Here is a 12,380-nt window from a genome sequence, read left to right as displayed (position 1 = left end):
TAATGAAACACGCGTGAATCAATAGCAAACTGCCCGGCAAGGGATGATGCCAATCGCAGTAAGAGAGCCAAATAAAATGAACACAATATTCAAGGCATTTATCAAAAGTGTTGTCATTGCACCCCTACTCTTTAGCACCTTACTATTCAGTCAAATCAGTATGGCTGCAGATGCAATTCCAGCAACAACTGAGCAGGCCTTACACCAACAATGGCAAGCTCTGGTGAGTCAGCACGTAAAGCCGATTAATCATGGCAGTAGTAGCGCGGTAGATTATGCAGCAATGCAGCTGCAACGCACTCAACTGCAAAGCTACCTCAAGCAGTTGAGCAGCATCAGTCAGACGCAATTTGATGCATGGGATAAATCAACACAATTGGCCATGCTCATCAATGCCTACAACGCCTGGACCGTTGAGCTCATCTTAACTAAATATCCAGATATTGAATCGATAAAAGATCTCGGCGGATTTTTTAGCTCGCCTTGGGACAAAAGCTTTATTCCTTTGCTTGGCAAAACCCGCAGCCTCAATGACATTGAGCACAAGCTTATTCTGCGGCAGCGACAGATACAATGACCCGAGAATTCATTTTGCGGTAAATTGTGCAAGTATTGGCTGCCCAGCCCTGCTAGAAGAAGCCTATACCGGTGCTAAGCTCGAGCAGCAACTCGATGCACAAACCAAGCGTTTTTTAGCTGACACTAGTCGTAATTATGCCAAAGGCGACACGATTTATTTGTCTGCCATTTTTAAATGGTATGGCGATGACTTTACTCAAGGCTTTGCCGGGGCGGATTCTATTGAAGCGTTTTTTTTGTTGTACCCTAACACATTACAACTCAATGCTGTTCAGCAAGCGGCAGCAAAAAAACAACAATTAGATATCGACTTTCTCGATTATAACTGGTCGTTAAATGCGGTTCGATAAGCCAATGTTCTCCAGTAAAATCTGTAACATAAAAAAGCATATTGTCGCGGCTATGGCATTAGGTATCAGTGTATACGCCTGCCTTTGGACCAGCGTGGCTTACGCACAAACCAAGCAGCTTGCGGTATGGGAACAGATTGAAGCGCGTGGTGTAAATCAAGATGTGTACTTTCATGCTTGGGGCGGCGATCCGCAAATCAATCGCTATATTCAGTGGGTTGCCGAGCAAGTTAAGCAGCAATACCAAATCACATTACACCATGTAAAACTCACCGACACAGGCGAAGCCGTTAGCCGAGTATTGGCAGAGAAATCTGCCAATAACCATAATAACGGTAAAGTCGATTTAGTATGGATCAATGGCGAAAACTTTGCTGCGATGGCAAAGCATCAACTATTGGCGCCAAACTGGGTTATGCAATTGCCCAACTTTGCCTTAACCGATCCAGATAATAACCCCGCCATGACACGCGATTTTGGCGTACCGACTCAAGGCATGGAGGCGCCATGGGGCAAAGCGGCTCTGACGTTTTATTACGACAGCTTATTGACCCAAACGCCACCACAAACACTGCAACAATTAAGCTTATGGGCAAAACAACATCCGGGGCGTTTTAGTTACCCTAAGCCGCCTGACTTTTTAGCCATGAGCTTTTTAAAATATGCGTTAATAGCCCTTAACAACAGTCAGCCTGATGCCATTAAAAACAGGCTTTATCAACCCGCTAGCGCTCAAAGCCAGGCATTATTATTACCACCACTTTGGCAATACTTAGATGATTTGCATCCAAACTTATGGCGTAAAGGGCAACATTTTATGTCTAGCGGCTTAGCACTGCGCCGATTAATGGGCGATGGCGAGCTGGCACTGGCATTTACCTTTTCAGCCGCCGAAGTGCCCGCGGCTGTCGCGCGTTTTGATTTGCCAGACAGCACCCGTAGTTATCGTATGCGTGACGGCAGTTTAAGCAACATCCATTTTATTGCCATGACTTACAATGCCGCCCACCCAGATAGCGCCAAATTAGTGGTTAACTTTTTACTCAGCCCAAAAGCTCAGGCAAAAAAGCAACAAGCAAAAGTGTGGGGCGACACCAGCGTGCTTGCGTTATCGCAATTGCCAGCAAAGCAACAGGCTTGGTTTGAGCCACCATTACAGTCACACCCAAGTGCCAATATCGTTAATCTAGACAGTAGCCCCGCATTAAGTGAGCCCCACCCAAGCTGGACAAACGTCATTGCAACGCAGTGGTTGCAACGCTATGGAGTGATACGGTGATAACAGCAAAAAGTGGTTTCAACACCTTGGTTCGCAGCAGTCCCTATTTAATGATGGCATTGCTCGTGCTGCCTGTTATTGGTGGCTTGATTGCAGTGGTGTTACCGGCTTTTGGCTGGTTTCCGGTACTTGGTCACACTCAATTTAATGTCAGTGGCTTTGTGGATTTATGGCATACACCCGGTATTGGGTATATGGCACTGCTCAGTGTGTCCACCAGCTTTATCAGCACCTTACTGGCTTTTGTCATTACCATTTTGATTTTGGCCAGTTACTTTACCAGCCCTTGGCTAGGCTATATTCAACGCTTGTTAGGGCCAATTTTAGTTATCCCTCATGCCGCAGCGGCGATTGCCATAGGCTTTTTAATTACCCCGTCAGGGATGTTTTCTCGGCTGGTTTCCCCCTGGTTAAGCGGCTGGGATACGCCACCTGATTGGTTATTCCCACATGATGCTATGGGGCTAAGTATTATTTTAGGCCTAACCCTCAAAGAACTCCCTTTCTTATTGTTGATGGCTACCTGGGTGTGCTGGCACAGCCCGAGTTAGGCCACACATTGCGCGCTCAACATCGCGTGGCATTAAGCCTAGGTTATTGCCCGATGACCGCTTTTTTCAAAGTGGTCTTGCCCAGCTTATACCCATTTTTACGTTTACCTATTTTAGCGGTACTTGCCTATGCCAGTGCCAGTGTAGAGATCCCGTTAATTTTAGGCCCTAATAGTCCGCCAACGCTTGCCGTGGCCATTATGCAATGGTTTCACGATGTGGATTTAAACTTGCGCATTAAAGCCTCGGCTGGCGCCATTGTGCAAATAGCCCTGACGTTACTCTTATTGCTTGGCTGGTGGCAGGCAGAAAAGCTCATCAAAAAACTGTCTCAATCTATGCTGGTTAATGGTAAGCGCGAATATGCCGGTGCCATCATACAAAACATCACTCACGTGATTACCGTGCTGATGTTAACGGTTATCGGCTTAGCCTTACTTGGCATGGTGTTGTGGTCTTTCGCGGGCTTTTGGGCTTATCCTGATCTGCTGCCTCACACGTTTGTGACTCAGCATTGGCAATCGGCGTTACAACAAATGCGCACGCCGCTTGTCGATACACTGTTAATTGGCGTTTGTGCGACAGGATTAGCCGTAGTGCTAACCTTACTGACGCTAGAGTCTGAGCAACATACCAGTAAAGCCATCTCAAGATTAACCAGTGTGATCATTTACCTACCGTTACTGATCCCCAGCATTGCGTTTTTATTTGGCCTGGTGTGGGTATTAGAGCAAATGAGCAGTCACCATACCTTTATTAACGTGGTGTTAGCCCACTTACTCTTTGTGCTGCCCTATGTATTTTTATCGCTTGCAAGCAGTTACCGCCGTTTAGATCCGCGCTTTAGTTATGTTGCCGCCAGTTTAGGCGCCAGCCAGGCAAAAATATTTTGGCAAATAAAATTACCCATGTTATTGGCGCCCATTTTTATTGCTGTGGCGCTAGGGTTAGCCATTAGTTTTAGCCAATATTTACCGACATTATTGGCTGGAGGTGGGCGTATCAACACCATTACCACTGAGGCAGTATCGCTAGCTAATGGCGCAAGCAGACGCACCAGTGCGGTTTATGCGTTAGTCCAAATGTTGCTTCCAGCACTTGGTTTTCTGCTCGCATGGGCACTGCCTAAAATGCTGTTAACACACCGCGAATAAGGATAAACATGCAAAAACACGAGCAAATAAGCGCGGCAAACTCAAACACCTCTTCGTTGGTGATTGAGCAGTTAACCATACAACGGCAACAACAGGTGTTGCTATCATTAAACGAAACTATTGCCGGTGGTGATATCCTGACGATTATGGGGCCATCAGGTAGCGGTAAATCAACATTATTAAATTGGCTAACGGGAATGCTGCCTAAAGGATTCAGCGCCAAAGGCAATTTATATCTAAATGGACAGTCAATCACTGACACTGCCAGCCACATGCGCCGTATTGGCTTATTATATCAAGACCCTTTACTGTTCCCGCATCTCACTGTCGCAGGTAATATTAGCTTTGCCATGCCTGCCGGAGCTAAAGCACAACGCCAAGCTGATATTAGCCAGGCATTATCTCAAGTAGGGTTAGCCGGTTTAGAGCATCGCAACCCACAAAGCTTATCGGGTGGGCAACAAGCTAGAGTCGCACTGCTGAGGGTATTATTAAGTCAGCCCAAAGCCATTTTACTTGATGAGCCTTTTAGTAAGCTTGATAGCCAATTACGCCAAGAAACACGGCAGTTGGTGTTTGAACAAATTCGTCAGCACAAGCTACCCGCGATTATGGTCACCCATGATCAAAGCGATGCTGACGCAGCTCAGGGTAAAATTATTTCGTTGTTTTAGCCTGGATTTAATCAGCAAAGATTATTCAATACACATAAACAACAAGTGTATCAATTAATTGGAAACTATAAATGCTAGATAGATTTATTACACCGGTGATTAAGCCGATGCTTAAACCAATTGTATTATTACTGGATAAAAAACAAGTACAGCCAGACCAATTAACACTCATAGGTTTTGTGGTGGGTATGTTAGCTGTGCCATTTTTAGCCATACAAGCATGGTATATGGGATTATTTTTTATCGTATTAAACCGTATCATTGACGGACTTGACGGCGCCCTTGCCCGTCATCAAAAACACACTACGCCAGCTGGGGGGTATTTAGATATCTGTCTCGATTTTTTGTTTTACGCTGCCATTCCTTTGGGGTTTGCATTGGCAAGTCCCAATGAAAACGCTTTAGCCGCTGCCGTATTACTTACGGTATTTATCGGTACAGGCTCGAGTTTTTTAGCGTTTGCAATCCCAGCCGAAAAACTTCATTTACCAAGGCCACAGTTTGCCCATAAGAGTTTTTACTTCTTAAACGGACTTACCGAAGGCACTGAAACTATTGCTTTTTTTGTGGCGTTTTGTTTGTGGCCAGCTTACTTTTCAGAGCTGGCTTACACGTTTGCTTTTTTAGGGGCTATTACTATTTTTACCCGTATTCATGGCGGTTATAACACCTTAAAAAACCATTCAAGTAACCAGCAAACTAGAACAAATATCGTTGAGGAGCCTAAAACATGATAGATGATATGGCAGCAATTCGACTCGGAGTATTTTTAACCATTTTAGCGCTAATGATGAGCCTCGAAGTCTTGTTTCCTGCTAGAACACTCATTAAAAGTCCCCAGTCAGCCTCAATGGCTACACGGTGGTTGGGTAATTTTGGCTTGTTAATTATTTCATCGGTTATTGCAAGGTTGATTCTACCAATAGGATTGGCCGGTTTTGCCCTGTATGTCAGTGCGCAACAATGGGGGCTATTACACTATTTAAGCTTGCCAGATTGGCTGAATATTGCTGTCAGCGTGTTGCTGCTTGATATGTTGATTTATTGGCAGCACAGATTATTTCATCGCATTCCATTATTGTGGCGATTACATAAAGTGCATCATGCTGACCGTCATGTCGACAGCAGTACCGCACTGAGGTTTCACCCCATCGAAATCATTGCCAGCCTTGGCATTAAAGCGCTTGCAATTGTGGTATTGGGTATCCCTGCTGAAGCTGTCATCTTGTTTGAGATATTGCTCAATGGTTTTGCTATTTTTAACCACGCCAATATTCGCTTACCCGCAAAAATTGAAAACCTTGCCCGTTTAGTGCTGATCACTCAGGTATTGCATCGTATTCATCACAGCCAACTGATGAGTGAAAGTAACAGCAACTTTGGCTTTAGTATTATTTGGTGGGACAAACTGTTTGGCACGTACACCGCACAGGCCAGTAAACCAGACACTCAAATTGATATTGGTTTAACCCAATACCCTAACGCAAAACAAAATGCCTGGTTAAACGGTTTATTGTGGATGCCTTTTGCCCGCAAAAAATAGCCATAAGGCCACTCTGCTCTCAAGTTAAAGTCATTTTTAATGCATTTTAACTATCAAAGTGTCATATTTTTATTATTGTTGTTTGTGATGTATAACACTTGGAGAGTTTGATTAAAAAAGCAAACTTACTCACTATATTACTAATGTATAAATAACCAATAGAGATATTATGATCGGTTTTACTCAGAGCTTGAAAGCAGACATTGCCGATTTAAAGCAACAGCTGAACAAAACAAAACAGCTGCATGCAGATGAGCTCTCTCAATTGCATCAGCATATTGCACAATTAACTCAGCAATTAGCAGACTCTGATAATCAATCCGAATACGATGCTCAACGCGCCAATTTGCAATTGCAAGGTGCAACGATGCTTAATGATATTCGAGATACCACCCTCGCAAACTCAATCAAGCTCGATGAAGAAAAACACATGTTGTCTGAAGTCGATAAACTGTTCGGTCAGACACGAGTCGCTATCGGTAATTTGAAAGAACGTGCGGGGCATTTAAATGATCATGCAGAAAAGAGCATGGCGACTGCGGCTCAATTAAGTCAATCAGCCAATGGCATTAGTAATTTAGTGTCATCGATCCAACAGATTTCAGAACAAACTAACTTACTGGCACTCAATGCCGCCATTGAAGCGGCGCGTGCAGGAGATGCGGGTAGAGGGTTTGCGGTAGTGGCAAGCGAAGTAAGGCAATTAGCCAGCAATGCCCATGACGCCAGCGCCAATATCGAAAAGTTAGTTGCAACGGTCATTGATCAAACCGAGCAAATTAAACAAGTTGTCATTACAAACCAAACTTGTTCGAGTGATATTGCAGCCTCTTCTGAACAAATTGATCAAGTCGTCACCGAAGTGCTCAAAAGTTCAGGAGTCATGAAGCGTGTCATTGGTGAAGCATCAATGACCGCCTTTTTAACCACTGTGAAGTTAGACCACAGCGTCTGGAAAAGCAACGTTTACAGTATATTAGCTAATAAAGACCGTAATGCTAGCGTCAATAGCCACACTGAATGCCGTCTCGGAAAATGGTATTACCATGGTGAAGGCCAACAATATGCAAGCTTGTCGAGCTTTAAAGCCATTGAACAACCACATACAGCAGTTCATAGCGCTGGAAAAGCGGCTGTCGCTGCGATGCAATCTGGTCAAGAGGCCGAGATTTTATCTCACCTTGAAACCATGGAAAATGCCAGTATTAGTGTAGTACACGCAATTGATAAATTATTGGCACAAAGCCAGCAACAATAAACACTTTAGTTTTGTCTTCGCTTAAAATTCGTTAGCCTGTTAACGCCTAGCTAACGAATTGTGTCACACCACACTCATCACTAAAATCTCCTCTGAGTTTTCACAAAATCGCGCGCCCATGCTATATTAGCGCCCATTCGAATTTGTTTAATCAGTTAAGGTTTATCCATGAAAATCGGTATTATTGGCGCTATGGAGCCAGAAGTTGTTCATTTAGTACAAGCCATTGTTGAGCCCGAGCATACAACTATCGCAGGCATCGAATTTATTAGCGGTAATATCGGCGATAAACAAGTGGTCGTGACACGCTCTGGTATTGGTAAAGTTGCCGCCAGTATTGCCACAACGTTACTGATTGAAAAGTTTGCAGTAACACATGTGATTAATACCGGTTCAGCTGGTGGTTTTGTCGATACACTCGCCATTGGCGATATTGTAATTTCATCAGAGGTGCGCCACCACGACGTTGATGTTACCGCTTTTGGTTACGAGATTGGCCAGATGGCACAACAGCCGGCCGCATTTTTACCTGAGAGCACATTAGTCAATGCCGCTAAACAAGCCGTTGCAGAGTTAGGGGAAGTGAACGCCATCGAAGGGTTAATTTGTACCGGCGACAGCTTTATTTGCGATCCTGTTCGCACCAAAGTGATGTGCGAAAACTTCCCAACTATGGCGGCATGTGAAATGGAAGGGGCAGCCATTGCTCAGGTTTGTCACCAGTTTAAGGTGCCATTTGTAGTGATTCGGTCACTGTCAGACAATGCTAATAATGATTCGCCAGTGGATTTTGACTCGTACATCATTAAAGCGGGTATGCACTCCGCTATGATGGTGATAGCACTGTTACAACAGTTATAAATGTTTCACATGGATTCAACGTCGGGTTATAAGAGTCGTTGAATCCATGGCTTAACCACTAAAATAAACGACAGCGCCTTTATCCACTTGCACTTGTAGCCCAAATATCGAGTCTCTATGATTAATCAATTATTCGATCCGCAATTGTTGAGCCAGGACGGTGGGTTACTGCATAGCTGTTGTATCTTGTTTTGCGCGTTAATATTGGCTCGCTTTGTTCCTATTCCACGCGATCTGCAACCATTACTTTGGTTTAATCGCATAGCCGTTTTAATTGCGACTAAGGTCAATCACCCAGAGCGAGCCGTCAGCCAACAACTTACCGCTGGTATTCTCGCCACTCTCATCCTTATTGTTCCTTGCGGAATTATTGTGAGCTTTTTACTGAATTTAGCCGCTTACCCATGGTTTTTTGAGCTAATTATTTTATATTTTTGTTTGTGTGATTCCGCTTTTAAACCCGTAGCAGAAAAGGTCGTTGACGCCATAAAATCTGGACATAAACAAGATGCTAAACAGTTACTGGCTCCTTGGACTAGCCAAAACACTAAGGTGCTCTCTGAGGTTGGGCTGAGTAAAGCCACTATCGAAAAACTGTTTACCACCCCAATATATGGCACTATAGCCACTATTTTATTTTTTGCCCTTGGCGGTGCCACGATGACCTTAGTGGTGAGAATGCTCAGACAGCTTGAACACAGTTGGCCACCTTATCATCCTCATTTTCAAGTGTTTTCGAGTTTTATCTGCCAATTCAATCGGGTAATCTTCTTTATCCCTACCTTGCTATGGCATTGCTCATTGGCGATTCAATTTGGACAGCTCGGCTTCAAATCAGTTTGGAGCTCAATCCTTCCCCCCGCCAATAGCCAACAACTTAATAATCAGTTTGGTAGTTATGCTTTAGCGGCTAATTTATTAAAAATAGAATTGGAAATGCCACAACAGTTTATTGAAAACGGCACCAGCATCCGAGTGGATTTAGCCAAAGTAAAAGCTGTGCCCACTGCCTGATCATCGCCATATAAGCCAAGCCATAACCATCACGCAAACGGCTAACCTGTTTTGGATATGCTTAACCTTGCTACTGCCGTTAATTTGGGCAGGATTAAGATTTCTTTAAAACATGTAAATCCTGTTTTAAACGCGTTAATATTTAGCGATAATAGCTCAAAATTACGGTTAAAGACGCATCGCGATGTAACGTCTTAAGCCTTTGTTAATATAAACATCTGGCTAATGGCTGACATCGCTGTAATCGTCACCCCTCTTTAGTCAGCAACTGTTGATTATTACCAGCGTGAAACCTGCTTAGGAATACCATGTTACTCAATAACTTACATGTATCGTTAACCACTCCGGCACTATTATTTCCGGCTATTTCTTTATTATTACTGGCTTACACTAACCGTTTTTTCTCTCTTGCAGCACTCATTCGTAACCTCAGCAGTAATGACAAACCGGTACAAGATGAACAAATTAAAAACTTGCGCCAACGGATTATTATCATTCGCAAAATGCAAGAAGCGGGTGTTAGCAGTTTTGCCATGTGTGTATTTTGCATGATTTTGATTTACACCGGTTTTAACCAAACTGGTTCAATTGTGTTTGGCCTTAGCTTGCTGTTATTACTCTACTCATTGATTTTATCGGTGATTGAAATTCGCATCTCAGTTGATGCGCTCAATATTCACCTCAAAGAGTTAAGTAAATGAGTCAATGGATCTACATTTTCGATTTATGTGGTACCGCAGTGTTTGCCCTTTCTGGCGCACTCGCTGCGGGAAAACATCGCATGGATCCGTTTGGCGTCATTGTACTGGCCTCAGTAACTGCCATTGGCGGAGGCAGTATTCGTGATGCATTAATCGGCGCAACACCGGTATTTTGGATCCGCGACCCTAATTACATCATCGTTATTTTAGCAACTGTCGTTGCTTGCTTAATATTGGTACGTAAACCCCATAAGTTACCTGCAATATCCTTACCCGTGGCCGATGCTCTGGGGTTAGCCTTGTTTACCGTTATTGGGGCAGAAAAAGCCTTGCTAATGGGGTTATCAGGCATGATTGCAGTCGTTATGGGGTTAATTACCGGTGTCGGTGGTGGGATTATTCGTGATTTATTGTGTCGTCAGGTTCCTATGGTATTACGAACAGAAATTTACGCTACTGCTTCCATCGTTGGTGGGATCTGTTATACCTTAAGCTTAGTTGTCGGAATGGACACTATTACATCGATGTTTATTGCGATGATAAGCACGTTAATCATCCGCTTAAGCGCTATCCGCTGGCATTTATCATTACCGGCTTTCGACTTAAAAACAAAGAGAATTTAATGTGCGAATAATCTTGTTACTGTGTTGTTTAGTATTTAGTTTTTCAGCCCATGCCAATATAGGCGACATGCCGAAAGAGCAGCAATTGGCCATGAAGTACATGGAAGCATTAACTGATCACGACTACTCTGCGCTACGACGTTTTTATTCTCGCGAAACCGTTTTTTACGACAAAACCGCCAATACCACTTATACCGGCGGTCGCCAAATTATTGGATTTTTACAACGAGCTCATGAGGGCGTACTTGAATATCGCTTAAACATAGAACATATGTTTAATACCGGCTCATTAGTCGTGATTATTGGCAGCTACCGTTTACGTGACTCTGGTGACCAGTATGGCAAACCCGGCAAAGTCATTGACCTTGCGGTTCCGGGAGTAACCACACTAAAATTTGATAATAATACTCAACGTTTAGTTGAACAAATGGATCTGATGGATTATCAAACGATGTCAGACCAACTTGAGTCGCAGTAGTGAATCGCAGGCATAAAAAAACGGCTTATAAAGCCGTTTTTTTATGGGTGATTAACATGTTACTTCAAAATCACTTTAGCAAACTTACGTTTGCCAACCTGGAATATCGCTTCAAGACCGGCATTAAAGCTTTGACGGCTATCTTCCACTTTTTCACCGTCCATTTTTACCGCACCTTGCTTAATCATCCGCATACCGTCAGATGTTGAACCCACAAGGCCTGCATTTTTTAGTAAGTTAGCAATCGCTAAGCCATCGCCCGCTTCTAATACCACTTCTTCAATATCATCTGGGATAGCACCTTTTTGGAAACGATCAATAAAGGCTTGATGAGCAGCTTGCGCTTGTGCTTCATCGTGGAACCGCGCAATGATTTCTTTAGCTAATAAAATCTTAATGTCGCGTGGGTTCGTGCCGTTTTCAACATCTAACTTGAACTGGGCAAGCTCTTCAAGTGGACGGAACGACAATAGCTCAAGGTAGCGCCACATGAGGTCATCTGAAATAGACATGATTTTGCCAAACATTTCGTTAGCAGGCTCACTCACGCCAATATAGTTATGCGCCGACTTAGACATTTTCTTAACGCCGTCTAACCCTTCAAGCAGTGGCATCATAACTACGGTTTGTGGCTTTTGCCCTTCTGCCTTTTGTAACTCACGACCCATCAATAAATTAAATTTTTGGTCTGTACCGCCTAATTCAACGTCTGCTTCTAACGCGACTGAATCATAACCTTGCAGCAATGGATACATAAACTCGTGGATCGCGATCGCCTGGCCTGACGCATAACGCTTTTTAAAGTCGTCACGTTCCATCATACGGGCAACGGTTTGTTGCGATGCTAAACGGATCATACCGGCTGCGCCTAGTGGCTCTAACCAGCTAGAATTAAATTCGATACGTGTTTTAGCTGGGTCTAAAATTTTATAAACCTGCTCTTTATAGGTTTCGGCGTTAGCAAGTACTTGCTCGCGAGTTAGCGGCGGACGAGTACTGTTTTTACCACTTGGGTCGCCAACCATACCAGTAAAGTCACCAATCAAGAAAATCACTTCATGACCTAACTCTTGAAAGGTACGCATTTTGTTTAAAATAACAGTATGGCCTAAATGAATATCTGGAGCGGTAGGATCAGCACCTAATTTGATGCGTAAAGGACGCCCTTCTTTGAGCTTCTCAAGCAAATCCGCTTCAAGTAATATCTCGTCGGTACCACGCTTAATTTCTGCCAATACTTGATCTAAATTCGCCATCGCTACTGCAACTCCTAGGGCTTGCACAAAAAATAAAGAGGCCTATGTTACTTGTTAGC

The 12,380-nt window shown here is 43.7% G+C and carries 11 protein-coding genes and 2 pseudogenes; 12 read left to right on the top strand and 1 reads right to left on the bottom strand.

Annotated elements, in window-relative coordinates; all coding sequences use genetic code 11:
- Positions 1-85: 85 nt before the first annotated feature.
- The 12 genes and pseudogenes from N4T56_RS02775 to N4T56_RS02720 all read left to right on the top strand — a co-directional run bounded on the left by N4T56_RS02775 (position 86) and on the right by N4T56_RS02720 (position 11,065).
- Positions 86-929 (top strand): annotated as a pseudogene (locus tag N4T56_RS02775) (DUF547 domain-containing protein).
- Positions 930-981: 52 nt separating this feature from the next.
- Positions 982-2,208 carry an ABC transporter substrate-binding protein gene (locus N4T56_RS02770; RefSeq protein WP_261734737.1) on the top strand — a complete coding sequence of 409 codons (1,227 nt, stop codon included), beginning with the start codon at positions 982-984 and terminating at the stop codon, positions 2,206-2,208.
- 50 nt (positions 2,209-2,258) lie between these two features.
- A pseudogene (locus tag N4T56_RS02765) lies at positions 2,259-3,913 on the top strand (ABC transporter permease).
- An 8-nt stretch (positions 3,914-3,921) separates the two neighbouring features.
- Entirely contained in the window at positions 3,922-4,587 is a 666-nt protein-coding gene (locus N4T56_RS02760) for an ATP-binding cassette domain-containing protein (protein ID WP_261732141.1), read from the top strand.
- Positions 4,588-4,658: 71 nt separating this feature from the next.
- Positions 4,659-5,321 carry a CDP-alcohol phosphatidyltransferase family protein gene (locus tag N4T56_RS02755; RefSeq protein ID WP_261732140.1) on the top strand — a complete coding sequence of 221 codons (663 nt, stop codon included), beginning with the start codon at positions 4,659-4,661 and terminating at the stop codon, positions 5,319-5,321.
- On the top strand, positions 5,318-6,130 hold the full coding sequence (locus N4T56_RS02750) for a sterol desaturase family protein (RefSeq protein ID WP_261732139.1): 813 nt from the start codon (positions 5,318-5,320) through the stop codon (positions 6,128-6,130). Before N4T56_RS02755 ends, N4T56_RS02750 begins: the two co-directional genes overlap by 4 nt.
- A 169-nt stretch (positions 6,131-6,299) precedes the next feature.
- Positions 6,300-7,388, top strand: coding sequence for a methyl-accepting chemotaxis protein (locus N4T56_RS02745; protein ID WP_261732138.1), 1,089 nt, complete (start codon positions 6,300-6,302; stop codon positions 7,386-7,388).
- Between the two features lie 168 nt (positions 7,389-7,556).
- On the top strand, positions 7,557-8,249 hold the full coding sequence (locus N4T56_RS02740; RefSeq protein WP_261732137.1) for a 5'-methylthioadenosine/adenosylhomocysteine nucleosidase: 693 nt from the start codon (positions 7,557-7,559) through the stop codon (positions 8,247-8,249).
- A gap of 117 nt (positions 8,250-8,366) precedes the next feature.
- On the top strand, positions 8,367-9,263 hold the full coding sequence (locus N4T56_RS02735; RefSeq protein ID WP_261732136.1) for a cobalamin biosynthesis protein: 897 nt from the start codon (positions 8,367-8,369) through the stop codon (positions 9,261-9,263).
- Between the two features lie 308 nt (positions 9,264-9,571).
- Positions 9,572-9,964, top strand: a complete 393-nt coding sequence (locus N4T56_RS02730; RefSeq protein WP_188916859.1) for a DUF2721 domain-containing protein — start codon at positions 9,572-9,574, stop codon at positions 9,962-9,964.
- A complete protein-coding gene (locus tag N4T56_RS02725) occupies positions 9,961-10,587 on the top strand; it encodes a trimeric intracellular cation channel family protein (protein WP_261732135.1) in 627 nt (208 codons plus the stop codon). Before N4T56_RS02730 ends, N4T56_RS02725 begins: the two co-directional genes overlap by 4 nt.
- A gap of 1 nt (position 10,588) precedes the next feature.
- Entirely contained in the window at positions 10,589-11,065 is a 477-nt protein-coding gene (locus N4T56_RS02720; RefSeq protein ID WP_261732134.1) for a nuclear transport factor 2 family protein, read from the top strand.
- 59 nt (positions 11,066-11,124) lie between these two features.
- On the opposite strand, the gene tyrS is transcribed toward N4T56_RS02720, so the two are convergent.
- On the bottom strand, positions 11,125-12,321 hold the full coding sequence (gene tyrS, locus N4T56_RS02715; RefSeq protein WP_261732133.1) for a tyrosine--tRNA ligase: 1,197 nt from the start codon (positions 12,319-12,321) through the stop codon (positions 11,125-11,127).
- Positions 12,322-12,380: the final 59 nt, after the last annotated feature.

This window comes from Shewanella phaeophyticola (genome assembly GCF_025398315.1).
GTDB lineage: Bacteria > Pseudomonadota > Gammaproteobacteria > Enterobacterales > Shewanellaceae > Shewanella > Shewanella phaeophyticola.
Note: the sequence above shows the minus strand (reverse complement) of the source record. Positions and strands in the feature narration are given on the sequence as shown.

Bases quoted from the DNA above. Each gene is read 5' to 3' on its own strand.
- N4T56_RS02760 (WP_261732141.1), top strand. From the start codon at position 3,922: ATGCAAAAACACGAGCAAATAAGCGCGGCAAACTCAAACACCTCTTCG.
- N4T56_RS02725 (WP_261732135.1), top strand. From the start codon at position 9,961: ATGAGTCAATGGATCTACATTTTCGATTTATGTGGTACCGCAGTGTTT.
- tyrS (WP_261732133.1), bottom strand. From the start codon at position 12,321: ATGGCGAATTTAGATCAAGTATTGGCAGAAATTAAGCGTGGTACCGAC.
- N4T56_RS02755 (WP_261732140.1), top strand. From the start codon at position 4,659: ATGCTAGATAGATTTATTACACCGGTGATTAAGCCGATGCTTAAACCA.
- N4T56_RS02750 (WP_261732139.1), top strand. From the start codon at position 5,318: ATGATAGATGATATGGCAGCAATTCGACTCGGAGTATTTTTAACCATT.
- N4T56_RS02770 (WP_261734737.1), top strand. From the start codon at position 982: ATGGCATTAGGTATCAGTGTATACGCCTGCCTTTGGACCAGCGTGGCT.
- N4T56_RS02745 (WP_261732138.1), top strand. From the start codon at position 6,300: ATGATCGGTTTTACTCAGAGCTTGAAAGCAGACATTGCCGATTTAAAG.
- N4T56_RS02740 (WP_261732137.1), top strand. From the start codon at position 7,557: ATGAAAATCGGTATTATTGGCGCTATGGAGCCAGAAGTTGTTCATTTA.
- N4T56_RS02730 (WP_188916859.1), top strand. From the start codon at position 9,572: ATGTTACTCAATAACTTACATGTATCGTTAACCACTCCGGCACTATTA.
- N4T56_RS02735 (WP_261732136.1), top strand. From the start codon at position 8,367: ATGATTAATCAATTATTCGATCCGCAATTGTTGAGCCAGGACGGTGGG.